At 65.4% G+C, this 15,815-nt stretch carries 18 protein-coding genes; 14 read left to right on the top strand and 4 right to left on the bottom strand.

What is annotated here, in order from left to right:
* Positions 1 to 83: 83 nt before the first annotated feature.
* Positions 84 to 746, top strand: coding sequence for a tetratricopeptide repeat protein (locus tag QUG01_RS18115; protein WP_500831300.1), 663 nt, complete (start codon positions 84 to 86; stop codon positions 744 to 746).
* Here QUG01_RS18115 and QUG01_RS18110 read toward each other — a convergent pair.
* Positions 716 to 1,576, bottom strand: a complete 861-nt coding sequence (locus QUG01_RS18110) for an MBL fold metallo-hydrolase (RefSeq protein WP_500831299.1) — start codon at positions 1,574 to 1,576, stop codon at positions 716 to 718. The genes QUG01_RS18115 and QUG01_RS18110 overlap by 31 nt on opposite strands.
* A gap of 144 nt (positions 1,577 to 1,720) precedes the next feature.
* Between QUG01_RS18110 and QUG01_RS18105 the strand changes: the two genes are divergently transcribed.
* The gene (locus tag QUG01_RS18105; RefSeq protein ID WP_500831298.1) at positions 1,721 to 2,527 is read left to right on the top strand and encodes a sulfite exporter TauE/SafE family protein; all 807 of its coding nucleotides are present in this window, start codon (positions 1,721 to 1,723) and stop codon (positions 2,525 to 2,527) included.
* A 61-nt stretch (positions 2,528 to 2,588) separates the two neighbouring features.
* Here the strand turns inward: QUG01_RS18105 and QUG01_RS18100 are convergent, their stop codons facing one another.
* Both QUG01_RS18100 and cyaY read right to left on the bottom strand, forming a co-directional pair.
* A complete protein-coding gene (locus QUG01_RS18100; protein WP_199179856.1) occupies positions 2,589 to 3,824 on the bottom strand; it encodes an ammonium transporter in 1,236 nt (411 codons plus the stop codon).
* Positions 3,825 to 4,006: 182 nt separating this feature from the next.
* Positions 4,007 to 4,324, bottom strand: coding sequence for an iron donor protein CyaY (gene cyaY, locus QUG01_RS18095; RefSeq protein WP_103317246.1), 318 nt, complete (start codon positions 4,322 to 4,324; stop codon positions 4,007 to 4,009).
* Positions 4,325 to 4,414: 90 nt separating this feature from the next.
* On the opposite strand from cyaY, the gene lptM reads away from it, so the two are divergent.
* The 11 genes from lptM to QUG01_RS18040 all read left to right on the top strand — a co-directional run bounded on the left by lptM (position 4,415) and on the right by QUG01_RS18040 (position 12,708).
* Positions 4,415 to 4,585, top strand: a complete 171-nt coding sequence (gene lptM, locus QUG01_RS18090; protein ID WP_223253330.1) for an LPS translocon maturation chaperone LptM — start codon at positions 4,415 to 4,417, stop codon at positions 4,583 to 4,585.
* Positions 4,586 to 4,678: 93 nt separating this feature from the next.
* Positions 4,679 to 5,773 carry a pyridoxal phosphate-dependent aminotransferase gene (locus tag QUG01_RS18085; protein ID WP_500831297.1) on the top strand — a complete coding sequence of 365 codons (1,095 nt, stop codon included), beginning with the start codon at positions 4,679 to 4,681 and terminating at the stop codon, positions 5,771 to 5,773.
* A gap of 204 nt (positions 5,774 to 5,977) precedes the next feature.
* Entirely contained in the window at positions 5,978 to 6,358 is a 381-nt protein-coding gene (locus QUG01_RS18080; protein WP_500831296.1) for a hypothetical protein, read from the top strand.
* Positions 6,359 to 6,481: 123 nt separating this feature from the next.
* Positions 6,482 to 7,303, top strand: coding sequence for a CPBP family intramembrane glutamic endopeptidase (locus QUG01_RS18075; RefSeq protein WP_500831295.1), 822 nt, complete (start codon positions 6,482 to 6,484; stop codon positions 7,301 to 7,303).
* Between the two features lie 125 nt (positions 7,304 to 7,428).
* Positions 7,429 to 7,917, top strand: a complete 489-nt coding sequence (gene purE, locus QUG01_RS18070; protein WP_500831294.1) for a 5-(carboxyamino)imidazole ribonucleotide mutase — start codon at positions 7,429 to 7,431, stop codon at positions 7,915 to 7,917.
* Positions 7,917 to 9,047, top strand: coding sequence for a 5-(carboxyamino)imidazole ribonucleotide synthase (locus tag QUG01_RS18065; protein ID WP_500831293.1), 1,131 nt, complete (start codon positions 7,917 to 7,919; stop codon positions 9,045 to 9,047). Before purE ends, QUG01_RS18065 begins: the two co-directional genes overlap by 1 nt.
* Before the next feature lie 52 nt (positions 9,048 to 9,099).
* A complete protein-coding gene (locus QUG01_RS18060; protein ID WP_500831301.1) occupies positions 9,100 to 9,978 on the top strand; it encodes a phosphoribosylaminoimidazolesuccinocarboxamide synthase in 879 nt (292 codons plus the stop codon).
* 95 nt (positions 9,979 to 10,073) lie between these two features.
* Positions 10,074 to 10,655, top strand: coding sequence for a GNAT family N-acetyltransferase (locus QUG01_RS18055; RefSeq protein WP_500831292.1), 582 nt, complete (start codon positions 10,074 to 10,076; stop codon positions 10,653 to 10,655).
* 16 nt (positions 10,656 to 10,671) lie between these two features.
* Positions 10,672 to 11,586, top strand: a complete 915-nt coding sequence (locus QUG01_RS18050; RefSeq protein ID WP_500831291.1) for an alpha/beta hydrolase — start codon at positions 10,672 to 10,674, stop codon at positions 11,584 to 11,586.
* Between the two features lie 436 nt (positions 11,587 to 12,022).
* Positions 12,023 to 12,358, top strand: a complete 336-nt coding sequence (locus tag QUG01_RS18045; RefSeq protein ID WP_103317229.1) for a hypothetical protein — start codon at positions 12,023 to 12,025, stop codon at positions 12,356 to 12,358.
* A gap of 5 nt (positions 12,359 to 12,363) precedes the next feature.
* Positions 12,364 to 12,708 (top strand): hypothetical protein, encoded by a 345-nt coding sequence (locus QUG01_RS18040; RefSeq protein ID WP_500831290.1) that lies wholly within the window; start codon positions 12,364 to 12,366, stop codon positions 12,706 to 12,708.
* 203 nt (positions 12,709 to 12,911) lie between these two features.
* On the opposite strand, the gene QUG01_RS18035 is transcribed toward QUG01_RS18040, so the two are convergent.
* Positions 12,912 to 13,478, bottom strand: coding sequence for a carbonic anhydrase (locus QUG01_RS18035; protein WP_500831289.1), 567 nt, complete (start codon positions 13,476 to 13,478; stop codon positions 12,912 to 12,914).
* A 208-nt stretch (positions 13,479 to 13,686) separates the two neighbouring features.
* Here QUG01_RS18035 and QUG01_RS18030 point away from each other — a divergent pair, with 208 nt between their 5' ends.
* On the top strand, positions 13,687 to 15,708 hold the full coding sequence (locus QUG01_RS18030) for an oxidoreductase (RefSeq protein ID WP_500831288.1): 2,022 nt from the start codon (positions 13,687 to 13,689) through the stop codon (positions 15,706 to 15,708).
* Positions 15,709 to 15,815 lie beyond the last annotated feature (107 nt).

Here is a 15,815-nt window from a genome sequence, read left to right as displayed (position 1 = left end):
CGGACTGTGCGCCTTGCTTCCGGCCCAAATCGGCTCAAACGCGATCCACTCACCAAACGTCAACAGCCCCTAGGAGAACCGCGATGAAACGTCTTGCGATCTGGCCGCTGCTGTTCAGCCTGGGCGCGCTGGCCGCCGCGCCGGAGGTGCCGGGCTGGCATGAGTATCAGGGCGGCCGGCTGGCCGCCGCCCGCGTCGCCTTCTGGCAGGCCGCCGAGCGCGGCGACCGGGTCGCCGCCTTCGACCTGGCGATGATGGACTGGAAGGGCGAGGCCGGGCCGGTGGACAAGCCAGCCGCGGTCTTCTGGCTGAAAAAGGCGGCCGATCTCAACCTGGCGCAGGCACAGCATGCGCTGGGCGTGCTGGCGGAGAAAGGCGACGGCGTGCCCAAATCGCTGCCCGAGGCGACGCGCTGGTTCACGCTCTCCGCGCGCCAGGGATACCTGCCGGCGCAGCTGGACCTGGGCACCCAGTATTTCCTGGGGCGAGGCGCGCCGCAGGACGACAGGCTGGCCGCCTACTGGTACGAGGAAGCGGCCAAGCAGGGCGATGCCGGCGCGCAATACCTGACCGCCAGCATGTACGAACACGGCCGCGGCGTGAAGCAGAACATTCCGGCGGCGATACGCTGGTATGCCCGCGCCGGCGCGCAGGGCGACGTCGGCGCCCGCGCCAAGGCGCTGGATCTGGCCAAAAGCGAAATGGCGCGGCGCGCTCAGAACGCGTCCAGCGGCAGCTTCAGGTAACGCACGCCGTTGTCTTCCGCCGGCGGCAGCCGGCCCGCGCGGATATTGACCTGTATCGATGGCAGCAGCAGCCGCGGCATGTCCAGCGTCGCGTCGCGCGCCTGGCGCATCTTCACGAAGGCCGCCTCGTCCACCCCGTCGCGCGCGTGCAGATTGGCGCGGCGCTGCTCGGCCACCGTCACGCGCCACGCCGGCTCGCGGCCCGGCGGCGGATAGTCGTGGCACAGCAGCAGCCGGGTTTCGTCGGGCAGCGCCAGCAGCTTGCGGATGGAACGGTACAGCGTGGCGGCATCGCCGCCGGGAAAATCGCAGCGCGCGGTGCCCACGTCCGGCATGAACAAGGTGTCGCCGACAAACACCGCGTCTTCCACCTGATAGCCGACATCGGCCGGCGTGTGGCCGGGCAGCGCCAGCACGCGGGCGTCCAGCTCGCCGATGCCGAAGGTTTCCCCATCCTCGAACAGATGGTCGAACTGCGAGCCATCGCAGCGGAACGCCGGCTCCAGATTGAACACCCGGCTGAACGTGGATTGCACCTCGTCTATGCGCCGGCCGATGCCGATTTGGCCGCCCGCCTTGTCCTTCAAATACCCGGCGGCGGACAAGTGGTCGGCGTGGGCATGGGTTTCCAGTATCCACTGCAGCGTCAGCCGCCGCTCCATCAGAAAAGCCAGCAGCCTGTCCGCGCCATGGCGCGCGCTGCGGCCGGAGCTGGGATCGAAATCCAGCACGGGATCGATGACGGCCGCGTGGCCGCCGGGCCGGTCGTAGACGATGTGGCTGATGGTATGGGTGGCGGCATCGAAAAAGCTCTCGATCTGAACCGGCATGTTTTCCTCCGCGGATGGGCTTTACTTCATTATATTAAATCATATAATGTATTGAAGTATAGCCGATAAAGACCTGTCTCTCATGCCCCCATTTCCCGCCCGCCGCAACGCGCGGCGCATTGCGCCTGTTACCGGAGCCATTGCATGCTGCTGATGCTGACGCTGGGCATCCTGCTGGGCGCGATATTGGGGCTGACCGGCGCCGGCGGCGGCATATTGGCGATTCCGGCGCTGATGGCCACCCAGAGCTGGAGCCTGCCGCAAGCCGCGCCGGTAGCCTTGCTGGCCGTGGTCGCGGGCGCCGCGCTGGGCGCCTATGAGGGCTGGCGCCGCCGCTTGGTGCGCTACCGCGCCGCCTGGCTGATGGCGATCAGCAGCCTGCCGTTCACAGCGCTTGGCACCCGGCTGGCGCAGCAATTGCCGAGCGCGTGGCTGACCGGGCTGTTCGCGCTGGCCATGCTGACCGTAGCCGCCCGCACCTGGCGCGCCGCCCACCCCGAGGCCATCCCGTCCCTGGAGCCAAGGCAAACGCTGTGCCGGCTGAACCCGGACACCGGCCGCCTGCGCTGGAACGTGCTCAGCGCCGCGGCGCTGGCAGGCGTCGGCGCCTTCACCGGCTTGCTGACCGGCCTGCTGGGCGTAGGCGGCGGCTTTGTCATCGTGCCGGCGCTGCGCCGGCTGAGCGATCTGGGCATGCACGCCATCGTCGCTACCTCGCTGCTGGTGATCGCGCTGGTCGGCAGCGGCGGCGTGGTCTCCGCGCTGTGGCACGGCGCGCGGCCGCCCTTGCTGCTCAGCGCCGTCTTCGTGCTGGCGGCGATGGCCGGCATGCTGCTCGGCCGGCGTCTCAGCACGCGGCTGTCGCCGCAACAACTGCTGCGCGGCTTCGCGCTGCTGGCGGCGGCCATAGGCGTCGCCATGCTGTGGCGCGCTGTCGCCGTCCTGCCCTGACGTCCAGCAAAAAGCCGCGGACACGCCGCGGCTTGAGCCAAGCAGACAGCCGATCTACGGCTCAGATATAAGCTTCCTCGCCGTGCAGGCTGACATCCAGCCCGGCCTGCTCGACGGCGGCGCCCACCTTGACCGGCGTGACGCGGTCGATCAGCCACAGCATGCCGTAGGTGAAGCCAAACGCCCAGGCGCCCGATGCCACCGCCGCCACCACCTGTTTGAACAGGAAGCTGGCGTCGCCGTACAGCAGGCCGTCGGCGCCGGCGGCATTCCAGCCCTTGGTGGCGAACACGCCCAGCAGAATGGTGCCGAGCAGGCCGCCCACGCCGTGCACGCCCCACACATCCAGCGCGTCGTCCCAGTTCAGACGATTCTTCAACTGCACGGCGTAGTAGCACACCACGGCGGCGATCAGGCCGATGACGGCGGCGCTGCCCAGCGACACATAGCCGGCGGCCGGGGTGATGGTGGCGAGGCCGGCCACGGCGCCGGTCAACAGGCCGACGAACTTGGGTTGCTTGGCGTGCGACCACTCCAGCAGGAACCAGGCGGTGCCGGCAAACGAAGCCGCCACGTCGGTATTGAGGAAGGCGGAGGCGGTGACCGCATCCACTTTCAGCTCGGAACCGGCATTGAAGCCATACCAGCCAAACCACAGCAGGCCGGTGCCCAGCGCGATCAGCGGCACATTATGCGGCTTGTTCTCCACCAGCGAGCGGCGGCCGACATACAAAATGGAAGCCAGCGCGGCGAAACCGGCGGTGTTGTGCACCACGATGCCGCCGGCGAAGTCCAGCACGCCCCACTTGGCCAGCAGGCCGTCCGGGCTCCACACCATGTGGACGAAGGGGAAGTAGACCAGCACCAGCCAGCCGGTCAGGAACAGGAAGTAAGCCTTGACCGTCACCCGGTTGGCGAAGGCGCCGGTGATCAGCGCCGGGGTGATGATGGCGAACATCATCTGGTAGGCCACATGCACGATCAAGGGAATGCCGGCGTCGTTGCCGGCGTACATGCTGTGCAGCGTAATGCCGCGCATGAAGGCGTAGTAGGTGGGGTCGCCGATGATGCCGTGCCAGCTGGGGCCAAAGCACATCGAATAGCCGAAGGCGAACCACAGCACGGTGGTCCAACCCAGAGACATGAAGCTCTGGGCCATGATGGTCAGCACATTCTTGCGGCCCACCAGGCCGCCGTAGAAGAAAGCCAGCCCGGGGGTCATCAGCATGACCAGGCTGGCGCACAGCAGCATGAAGCCGGTGTTGCCGACATTGATAGTCGCGGTTGGGGAGAGCATGGTCCAGTCCTCATTCAAACAAATATTAGCAAATCGTTTTGCTCGAATATTGATACTGGGGATGGCGGATTTACCTGCATCAGATCAAGTTCTTATCTGGACATTAACAAATGTAAACAATTTGCAAATCCGTGGCTCCGCTGCGCCATCCTGGCGCTTCCCGGCCTGTGCGCCGCGCGGAGTCAGTCGTCGAAACTGAACCCCTCGCCGCTGCCGGCGCGGATCGCCTCGGCCAGCGTGGAAAAGAATTCCGAGCCGTCGCGGCCGGCGATCCAGGCTTCGCCCTGGCGCGCGAAATGGTAGCCGCCGCTCTTGGCGGCGATCCACATCTCCTGATTGGAGGCGTGGCGATTGACGATGACTTTTTCGCCGCTGTCGAACTCGATCTCCAGCACATTGCCCTGGCGCAAGGTGTCGACATCCAGCTCGTGATCGTCCAGCGCCTGTTCGATGCGGTCGAAAATGGCGTCGCTCAATTGCAGAAATTCGCTTTCGGTCATGATGGCTTCCTGATGGCGCCGCCCGAGGACAACACGGCGCGGCGGGGTTTTGCTAGTATGCTGATTTTGCCATAACGGATCATCGCCAGTATGCGTACCCTGCTCGCTTGCGCAAGTTTGTCTCTATTCCTGGTCGCTTGCGGCTACAAGGGCCCGCTGGTCCTGCCCAAGGCCCCGGCCGCTCGACACGAGCCGGCTCCGCCCAAACCGGCCGCGTCGGCGCCCGTCGCCGCCAAACCCGCAGCCTCCGCCGCCCAATAATTCCTTTAGCATAAGGATATTTCCAGATGGTGGCTTGTCTGAACAGACTCTTGGCCTAGAATGGCCCAATCAACGGGAATGCCGGGAATCGTCATGCCACATTACGCGCGCCATCTGGAACACCACACCATCGTCAATCCGTTTCCCGGCATCGCCAAGCTGGAAGCGGCGCTGGGCCACAAGGTGGTCAATCGGCTGGGCGCCAACGAAAGCCTGGCCCGCCCCGACTCCCCGCTGTTGGCGCAATGGGGGGAGGCGCTGGCCGAACTGGCCAGGCTCTACCCAGACCCGTACGCGCTGGCCTTGCGCGAGCGCGCGGCGCAGTTGCACAGCGTCGAACCCAGCCAGGTGCTATTCGACAGCGGCGCGGACAGCCTGATCCTGCTGGCGCTGCGCTTGCGCTGCAATGCCGGCGACGCCGTGGTGTGCAGCGCCGGCACCTACCCCGCCTTCCGCTACTTCGCCGAAGGCGTCGGCGCGCGCATCCTGGAAGTGCCGTATCGCCCGCATGGCATCGGCCTGCGGCCCGACCTGGCGCGGCTGTGCGAAGTGGCGCAGGCCGAGCGCGCCGTCGCGCTGTACCTGGCCAACCCGGACAACCCCACCGGCCATTACTGGGCCGCCGCCGATATCCAGGCGCTGCGCCAGCAGCTGCCATCGAGCACGCTGCTGATTCTGGACGAAGCCTACGTCGACTTCTGCACCGAGCCGCAAGACGCGCCGCCGGCCGGCGCGCTGCCCAACACGCTGCGGCTGCGCACCTTGTCCAAGGCCTACGGCCTGGCCGGCCTGCGCGTCGGCTTCGCGCTGGCGCCGGCCGACATCATCGCCAAGGCCGACCAGATCCGCCCGCAATACGCGCTGTCCGGCCTGGCCCAGCACGCCGCGCGGCTGGTGCTGGACGATCCGGACTACTCGCGCCAGCTGGTGCGGGCCACGCTGCAGCTGCGCGACAAGCTCGACGCCGCGCTGCGCGCGCGCGACCTGACCGTGCTGCCCTCGCACACCAATTTCGTCGCCGTGCTCTATCCCAACGCCGCCGCCGCCGAGGACATCCAACGCCGGCTGCTGGCCGACGGCATTGCGGTGCATCGGCCGCCGCACCCGGCGCTTCGCCACCTGTTGCGCGTCACCGCGCAGCCGCCGGCGCTGTCCAGCAAGGTGCTGGACGCCTTGGCCGGCCATTGACCGCCCACAATGCGAAAGACATAATCGCCAGACGTTTTCCAAGCGGGATCTCTGCCCAAGCGAGATCCCGCTTTGTCTTGGGCCGCCGCGCCAAAACGATCGCCTGGCAGGGCGCATCGGCCAGCGGCGCCGCACCTGAAAACGAATAAAACCGGGATGCGTCGGATCGGCATCCCTCCTTCCGTTTTTGAACACGATGGCCACATGATGAAAACCCACCTCCCCCGCGGCCTGGCGGCATTGGGCCTGCTAGCTGCCACCACCGCCTGCCTCGCCCATCCCATTCCCGTGCGCGACGACGGCGAAACGCCGATCACGCTGCAAGGCATTGTGATCGGCCCGCTTACCTCCGGCGACAAGGCGGAAGGCACGCTATTCAAGGCCTATCATCTGAAACTGGCCAAGCCGATGCGCTTCGACGACGGCGCCGATTGCGGCCCGCAGGACAAGACCAGCCTGGCGCTGAGCCAGCAAGACATGGGCCGCTACAAGGGCAAGACCGTCACCGTGCAAGCCAAAGTGTTCTGCCAGATCAACCGCACCGGCACCTATCATCTGGGCGACATCGTCGTCGTGATGCGCTGAGCCTGTTGCCAGCGGCACGCAGCGACATCGTTCCCAGCCGCCAGCGCATGAGGCGCGGCGGTTTGGCCCGGCGGCCGCCAACCGTTATCATCGGTCGCTCATCCATTGTTTTCCGGAGCCGACATGTTCCTGCCGCCCCCTCTGCCGCTGGCCGCCTTCGCGCTGCTGGCGCTTGGCCTGCTGTCCGCCAGCCTGCGCCGGCAACCGCCCGCCTGGATCGCGCTGGCCTGCAGCGCCCTGTTGGCGCTGGCTGCCGGCGTGCTGCAGCCGCTGGGCGTGGTTTTCGCCGCCGCCGCCATCGGCCTGACGCTGGCGCAGCTCAAGCGCCCGCGTCCGGAGCTGAGCGTGGTGTGGATCGCGCTGCTGTTGGCGCTGGCGCTGCACGCGCTGCCCGGCTTCGACAACCCGCTGCTGTGGCAAGGCAAGGCCAGCGCCGACAGCGCGCCTTACCGGCTGTTCTGGAGCTACGACAAGGGCCTGGCCGGGCTGATGTTGCTGCTGGGCCTTTCCACCTCGCCGCTGCCGGACAGGCAATTGGGCTGGCCGGCGGCGCTGGTGGGCGCGCTGGCGCTGCTGCTGACGCTGGGCATCGCCGCCGTCAGCGGCATCATCGGTTTTTCCCTGAAGTGGCCGGCTTGGCTGCTGCCCTGGTTGCTGGCCAACTGCTTCCTGGTTTCGCTGGTGGAAGAAGCCTTCTTCCGCGGCGGCATCCAGCGTTGGCTGGAACTGCGCACCGAGCCTTTCGCCGCGCTGCTGGCGGCGTCGCTGCTGTTTGGCCTGGCGCATCTGGCCGGAGGCTGGGCCTGGGTGGGCCTGGCAACCCTGGCCGGCATAGGCTACGGCCTGCTCTACGCCGCCCGCCGCCAGTTATGGCTGGCCGTGCTGGCCCACCTAGGCTTCAACACCTTGCACCTGCTGCTGTTCAGCTATCCGAAGCTGGCGTGAAGACATCGATTCGAGACAGCTTTATTCTCTAACTGTCTTGATATGAAAATAAAAAACCATAACGGGTAGCCCGCGCCATCGGTTAAAATCGCGGTCTTCGTTCACCATCCGCGAGCAGCACCGCCATGATTGAAGTCGGCATCGTGATGGGTAGCAACAGCGACTGGGAAGTGATGCAGCACGCCGCGCGCATGCTGAAACACTTCGGCGTCGCCTGCGAAACCCGCGTCGTCTCCGCCCACCGCACCCCGGACCTGCTGTTCCAGTACGCCGAACAAGCCGCCCAGCGCGGGCTGAAAGCCATCATCGCCGGGGCCGGCGGCGCCGCCCACCTGCCGGGCATGCTGGCTGCCAAAACTCATGTGCCGGTGCTGGGCGTGCCGGTGCCGTCCAAATACCTGCGCGGCGAGGACTCGCTGCTGTCCATCGTGCAAATGCCCAAGGGCATCCCGGTGGCCACCTTCGCCATCGGCGAAGCCGGCGCCGCCAACGCCGCCCTGTTCGCCGTGGCCATGCTGGCGACCACCCGGCCGGAACTGGCCGAGAAGCTCGCGGCCTTCCGCCAGGAACAGGAACAAACCGTACTGGCGATGACGCTGCCGGAGATCGAATAATGGCCGCCATCCTGCCGCCGGCCATGCTGGGCATACTCGGCGGCGGCCAGCTCGGCCGCATGTTCGCCGTGGCCGCCAAGACCATGGGCTACCGCGTCACCGTGCTGGACCCGGATGAGAACGCGCCGGCCGCGGCCTTCGCCGACCGCCACATCCGCGCGCCGTACAACGACCCGGCCGCGCTGCGCGAGCTGGCGCAAAGCTGCGCCGCCGTGACCACGGAGTTCGAGAACGTCAACGCCGACGCCATGCGCGAGCTGGCCAAGACCACGCGCGTCTCGCCGTCCGGCGACTGCGTGGCCATCGCCCAGGACCGCATTGTCGAAAAAAGCTGGATCAACAAGGCCGGCCTGCCGACGGCGCCGTATCTGGCGATCGAAAGCGTAGAAGACATCCAGGTAGACCTGGCGCCTTACCTGCCGGGCATCCTGAAAACCGCCCGCCTCGGCTACGACGGCAAGGGCCAGGTGCGGGTCAAAACCGCCGCCGAAGCGCGCGCCGCCTACGCCAATCTGGGCGGCCAGGCCTGCGTGCTGGAAAAAATGCTGGACCTGAAGCTGGAAGTCTCGGCCATCGTCACCCGCGTCAGCCAAGCGCAAAGCGCGGTCTTCCCGGTGGCGGAAAACATCCACAAGGACGGCATCCTCGACGAATCCATCGTGCCGGCGCGCATAGACCCGGCGCTGGCCGCGCAGGCGCAAGGCATGGCCAAAAAACTGGCCGACGCGCTGGACTACGTGGGCGTGCTGGCGGTGGAGTTCTTCGTTCTGGCCGACGACAGCCTGGTGATCAACGAGATCGCCCCGCGCCCGCACAACTCCGGCCATTACACCCTCACCGCCTGCCTGACCGACCAGTTCCAGCAGCAAGTGCGCGCCCTATGCGGCCTGCTGCCGGGCCGCACCGACCTGCTCAGCCCGGTGGTGATGGTGAACTTGCTGGGCGATGTCTGGAAAGAGAACGGCGGCGAACCGAACTGGGACGTGCTGGCCGAAGCGCCGAACGCCCAGTTGCATCTGTACGGCAAAAAAACCGCGCGGCCAGGCCGCAAGATGGGCCACTTCAACGTGATGGCCGCCAGCGCCGACGAGGCGCTGGAGCAGGCCAGGGCGCTGAAAGATACGCTGTAATTCATCGGGCGATGCCATCAGGCATCGCCCTTTTGCATTTCAAGGAAGCATGATGACCGGACTCTCCACCACCAATCTGACCAGCCTGAAGAAGATCTACTCCGGCAAGGTGCGCGATCTGTACGAGATCGACGAGGCGCGCATGCTGATGATCGCCACCGATCGGCTATCCGCCTTCGACGTGATCCTGGACGACCCGATCCCGGCCAAGGGCCAGATCCTGACCGCCATCTCCAACTTCTGGTTCGACAAGCTCAAGGACGTGGTGCCGAACCATCTGACCGGCGACCAGCCGGAAGACGTGGTGGCGGCGGCAGACCTGCCGCAGGTGCAAGGCCGCGCCGTGGTGGCCAAGCGCTTGAAGGCGGTGCCGATTGAGGCCGTGGTGCGCGGCTACCTGGCCGGCTCCGGCTGGAAGGAATACCAGCAATCCGGCTCCATCTGCGGCGTGGCCCTGCCGGCCGGCCTGCAGGAAGCGGACCAGCTGCCCGCACCGATCTTCACCCCGTCCACCAAGGCGGCGGTCGGCGATCACGACGAGAACATCAGCTTCGCCCAGTGCGAGGCCATCGTCGGCGCCGAGCTGGCGGCCAAGGTGCGCGACACCGCCATCCTGCTGTATAAAACCGCCGCCGAATACGCGGCCACGCGCGGCATCATCATCTGCGACACCAAGTTCGAGTTCGGCCTGGACGAAAACGGCGTGCTGACGCTGATGGACGAGGCGCTGACGCCGGATTCCAGCCGCTTCTGGCCGGCCGACAGCTACCAGCCGGGCAGCAACCCGCCGTCCTTCGACAAGCAGTTTGTCCGTGACTGGCTGGAGGCCTCCGGCTGGAACAAGCAGGCCCCGGCCCCGGCCGTGCCGCTGGACGTGCGCGAGAAAACCGCCGCCAAGTACCGCGAAGCGCTGGAGAGGCTGACCGGCTAAGTCTCCCATGCCGCCGGCCCCGAGTCGGCGGCATGCCTTGAGCATCAGGCCTGCTTGCGGCTACTATCTACTGCCTGTCATACCGCCGCAACGCCATGAGCCTGATTCAACCGACACTCGACACCGCGCGCCTGAAACTGCTGCCGGCTCATCCGGATCTGACGGCGGCGGCGCTGGACTACCACAGCCGCAACCGCACCCACCTGGAGCCATGGAATCCTACCCCAGGGCCACAGTTCTATACCGGAGCCTATTGGGCCATGCAGATGCGCCAGGCCGCCCGCGGCTGGGCAGAAGGCCATAGCGCCCGCTTCCTGCTGGCCATGCCGGACGAACCGGAGCGCATCATCGGAACCGTCGGCTTCAGCAATATCGTGCGCGGCGTGTTCCAGGCCTGCCATCTCGGCTACGGCATAGACCATGCCTGCGAAGGCCAGGGCCTGATGCGCGAGGCGCTGCAGGCGGCGATACGCTTCGCTTTCGACGAATTGAAGCTGCACCGCATTCAGGCCAATTACCAGCCGCACAACACACGCAGCGCGGCCTTGCTGCAGCGGCTGGGCTTCGTGATCGAAGGCCAGGCCAAGAACTATCTGTTTCTGAACGGCGCCTGGCGCGACCATGTGCTGACCTCGCTGACCCACCCCCATTTCGACAACCGGCCGCTGCTCGGCTGAAACGAGAGGACTGCGCATGCTACGCGCCACCCTGACCGCCGCCGACGGCGTCGCCATACCGCTATGCCAATGGCGGCCGGAGGGACCGATACGCGCCGTGGTGCTGATCTCCCACGGCATGAGCGAGTACGCCGCGCGCTACCACCGCTTCGCCAGCATGCTGGCGGAAGCCGGCTACGCCGTGTACGCGCACGACCACCGCGGCCATGGCAGCTCGCCCGCGCCGCGCGGCTTCTTCGCCGCCGAGGACGGCTGGCGCAAGGTGGTGGACGATGTGGAAACGGTACGCCGCCATGCCGCCGCCGAACATCCCGGCCAGCCGCTTGTCCTGCTGGGCCACAGCATGGGCAGTTTCATCGCCCGCGCCTACTTCCTGCGCTACGGCGCCCATCTGTCCGGGCTGATGCTGTCATCCACCGGCTATCGCCAGAGCGCATTGGCGCGGCTGCTCGGCGGCTTGGCGCGATGCCTCGGCCGACGCAACGGTTGGGACCGCCCCAGCCGGCTGATGGCCAGGTTGGTCTTCGGCAGCTTCAATCTGGGTTTTCCGCCGTGGCGCACCCGCATGGACTGGCTCAGCCGCGACCCGGCCGAGGTGGACGCCTATATCGCCGATCCGGACTGCGGCTTCGACCCGACGCCGGGCCTGTGGGCCGACCTGTTCGGCGGCATCATGGCGATGGAAGCGGGCGAGGCGGCCGGGACCGCGATCAACCGCCATTGCCGCATTCTGCTGTTCGCCGGCAGCCGCGACCCGGTCAGCCTGGGCCGGCTGGCGCTGGGCCAACTGGAAATCCGCTACCGCGACGCCGGCGTGCTGGACTTGCAAAGCAAAGTGTATCCAGGCGGCCGGCACGAAATGCTGAACGAGCGCAACCGCGCCGAGGTAGAGGCCGACTTGCTGCATTGGCTGGCGCAAAAAAACGCCTGAGCCAAACCTTGCTTATCCCAGACGCTTTGCGGCTTGTTGCAAGCGTCCCAAACCAGAAAAAGGAAGCAGAAATGCAACAGCCGTCTGCCGCCAGCGTCTGGCGAGGAAAACAGCCGCAACCGGGAGGAAAATAAATTTAAATGCCAATATCGTTTTTATTGTTCGAGATAAGCAATAAAATAAGCAACCAAGACATTTGTCATCTAAATTTATTTCATAAAATATCCTATGCGCATCAACCGGCTGGGCCAGCGGCTATCCTGTGAAAATTTAAATATCCAGCAGGTATCCATTTCGATTTTTGTGCGCTTCAATTTACAAAACAGCCTTGTACAGAAAATTTTGGCTTAACTATTATTGACACGCTCCCGCCTTATCGCCCATCGAATGGGCATCTACGGGCGCGCCAAAATTCAATTCTGATCAATGGTTCATCATGCAAATCAAGACTCTTCCGCTGCTTGCCGTAACGGTGCTGTCGCTGTCCGCCTGCTCCTCGTTCAAGGCCACTATTTTGCCGCAACAGAACAATACCTATTCCGCGGTCGCCATGGCGGATAATGCCAAGGACGCGCTGGATAACGCGGTGGGCAAAGCCAACGAAATCTGCAAGGACCAGAAGAAGAAACTGGTGGTGCTGAATCGAGAAGATGAGTCGAAGAACGATGGCGACAGCGCCCTGACGCAAATGGCCAAGAGCGTAGCCAGCTATGTGCTGCCGATCCGCAGCGATCAGGACTACAAAACCACGCTGCTGTTCCGTTGCGAGTAAGCGGCATGCGTTGGAATCTTTTACTGCTGGCGGCGGCCTTGTCGCCGTTGGCCGCCTGTAGCCAGTTGCAGCAAACCGCCAGTGACCTGGGCGCCACCGCGCAGGTCAATCTCAGCGCCTCGTCCGACCAGACCTATCTACTGCATGGCCAGGGCAGCACCAGCCTGGCCGTGACGCGTGCCGTGTCGAAAAAGGCCAACCAGGTTTGCATGAACCTGGGAATGAAAGTGGGGCAAATGACGCGGGCCGATCTGGATGGCGACGCCGGCGCCGAAGACAGCAGCCTGCAACCGAGGCAGCTGAACGGCCAGTACCAGCTGGCAGTGCGTTTCTCCTGCCAGTCGTACTAGGGGCTGTTGACGTTTGGTGAGTGGATCGCGTTTGCGCCTTTCGCGCCGACTCCTCGTTGTTCCGCGCTGGCAGAGAATGACTATGCGGCGCGCGAAACGCCTCGATTCGCCGCAAAACGCATCCCGGCGCGACCGCTCACCAAACGTCAACAGCCCCTAGGCGCAAACGGACCCGCAACGGGTCCGTTTTCTACATCCGGCCGTCAGGCCGGAATCGCCTCCGCCTTGCCGTCCAGCGCCATCAGATAGCTTTCCACCGCCAGTTGCGGGTGTTTGTCCAAGATCGCCCGCCGCAAAGTCTTCAGCGCCGTGGCGTGGATTTCCGTTTCCTTCGCCGGCTCCTTGGCGAAGTCTTCATCGAACACCACCTTGTAGGCGCCGCAATCGCGGTGGTCCAGCAACACCACCTTCTTGATGTGGTGCAGGTCTATCGCCACGCCCAGATGCTGCCAGAAGGTGGTGTTCCAGGCCGGGAACTTGTCGGTGATGGAAATCAGCGAAGCGCCGGCCAGCACGATGTGGTCGTAATTGTCGCGCAAGCCCATGCCGTTCATGAAGGCCGCAGTGGCGTCGACCAGACGGTAGTCCATGCAGGACAGCAGCAGCACGTCGGTGCCCTTGGCCGCCCAGGCCATGCGCGGCACAAAGCTGCCCAGCAGCACGGCGCCGCCGCCCAGCGTGGCCAGCTTCAGGAAGCCGCGGCGGCCCAGCGGGCGCTGCTGCAGCGGGGTCAGGCAATCCGTGTGAGCGTGGTGCGTTTCTTGGCACATGTTTCTTCTCCTTTGTTGGCGACGACCAAGTCGTCTGCGGCGATTATAGTCAGGTATAACCGCACAATGACAGGTGATTGCGCGGCGCTTGCGTTGACAACTTACTTACCAGTAAGTATCTTGGCCAACAGGGTTGACATCGCCAGACGAATCAAAGGCTTGGGCGCGCCCCGCCCGAGCCGCTACATAACGGACACGAGGAAGAAACATGAGCGCTTACCCGCACCTGCTGGCCCCGCTGGACCTGGGCTTCACCACGCTGAAAAACCGCGTGCTGATGGGTTCGATGCACACCGGCCTGGAAGAATCCCCGAACGGGTTCGAAAAAATGGCCGCCTTCTACGCCGAGCGCGCCCGTGGCGGCGTGGCGCTGATCGTCACCGGCGGCGTCGGCCCCAATGCCGAGGGCTGCGTGGCGGAAGGCGCGGCCCAGCTGTCGGACGAGCATGAAGTGCCCCAGCACAAGCTGGTGACCGACGCCGTGCATGCCGCCGGCGGCAAGATCGCGCTGCAGATCCTGCACTCCGGCCGTTACAGCTTCCAGGAAAAGTGCGTGTCGGCGTCCCCCTTGATCGCGCCGATCAACTTCTACAAGCCGCGCGAGCTGTCCGACGCCGACATCTGGCAAACCATCGCCGATTTCGCCCGCTGCGCCAAGCTGGCGCAGCAGGCCGGCTACGACGGCGTGGAGGTGATGGGTTCGGAAGGCTATCTGATCAACCAGTTCATCGCCCGCGCCACCAACAAGCGGACGGACGACTGGGGCGGCAGCTTTGAGAACCGCATCCGCTTCGCCATCGAAACCGTCAAGGCGGTGCGCGCGGCGGCGGGCCCCAACTTCATCATCATCTACCGCCTGTCCATGCTAGACCTGGTGCAGGACGGCAGCACCTGGGACGAAGTGGCCCACTTGGCGCGCGAAATCGAAAAGGCCGGCGCCACCCTGATCAACACCGGCATAGGCTGGCACGAGGCGCGGGTGCCCACCATCGCCACCATGGTGCCGCGCGGCGGCTTCGCCTGGGTCACCAAGAAGCTGATGGGCCAGGTGAAGATCCCGCTGATCACCACCAACCGCATCAACACGCCGGAAGTGGCCGAGGACATCCTGGCCAGCGGCTGCGCCGACATGGTGTCGATGGCGCGCCCCTTCCTGGCTGATCCGGACTTCGTCAACAAGGCCGCGGCAGGCCGCGGCGACGAGATCAACACCTGCATAGGCTGCAACCAGGCCTGTCTGGACCACATCTTCCAGGGCAAGCTGACCTCCTGTCTGGTCAACCCGCGCGCCTGCCGCGAAACCGAGCTGAACTACGAAACCGCCGCCGCGCCCAAGAAGCTGGCCGTGGTCGGCGCCGGCCCGGCCGGCCTGGCCTTCGCCACCGTCGCCGCAGAGCGCGGCCATAGCGTCACGCTGTTCGATTCAGCCAATGAAATCGGCGGCCAGTTCAACGTGGCCAAGCAGATTCCGGGCAAGGAAGAGTTCTACGAAACCATTCGCTACTTCAAGCGCCGCATCGAAACCACCGGCGTGGAACTGAAGCTGAACACCCGCGTCGCCGCAGCCGATCTGGCCGGCTTCGACGAAGTCATCCTGGCCACCGGCATCGCGCCGCGCACGCCGGCCATCCCGGGCGTGGACCACCCGATGGTGCTGAGCTATCTGGACGTGCTCAAGCACAAGAAGCCGGTGGGCAAGAAAGTAGCCATCATCGGCGCCGGCGGCATCGGCTTCGATACCGCGGAATACCTGTGCCACGAGGGCGAATCCACCTCGCTGAACACCGAGGCCTTCATGCGCGAATGGGGCGTGGACATGACGGGCGACACCGCCGGCGGCCTGTCGCCGCAAGGCCCGCAGCCGCACAAGAGCCCGCGCGAGGTCTATCTGCTGCAGCGCAAGACCAGCAAGGTGGGCGAAGGCCTGGGCAAGACCACCGGCTGGATCCACCGCGCCAGCCTGCAGATGAAGCGGGTGCAGATGCTGTCCGGCGTGAGCTACGACAAGATCGACGATGCCGGCCTGCACATCACGGTCAAGGGCGAATCGCAGGTGCTGCCTGTGGACAATGTGGTGATCTGCGCCGGCCAGGACCCGCTGCGCGAGCTGCTGCAGCCGCTGCAGGACGCCGGCAAGCCGGTGCACCTGATCGGCGGCGCCGACGTGGCGGCCGAACTGGACGCCAAGCGCGCCATCGACCAGGGCTCGCGCCTGGCCGCCGCCATCTGATCGCGCCCCACTATCTGACACGCCCCCGCCACGCGGGGGCGTTTTCATTGCAAACAGAGGAAAACGTTAAGGAATGTTTCTAACCCGATCATCTTAACGCTGCTTAC

It is taken from the genome of Chromobacterium sp. CCUG 76385 (assembly GCF_059916625.1).
This window is presented reverse-complemented; position numbering and strand designations above follow the sequence as displayed.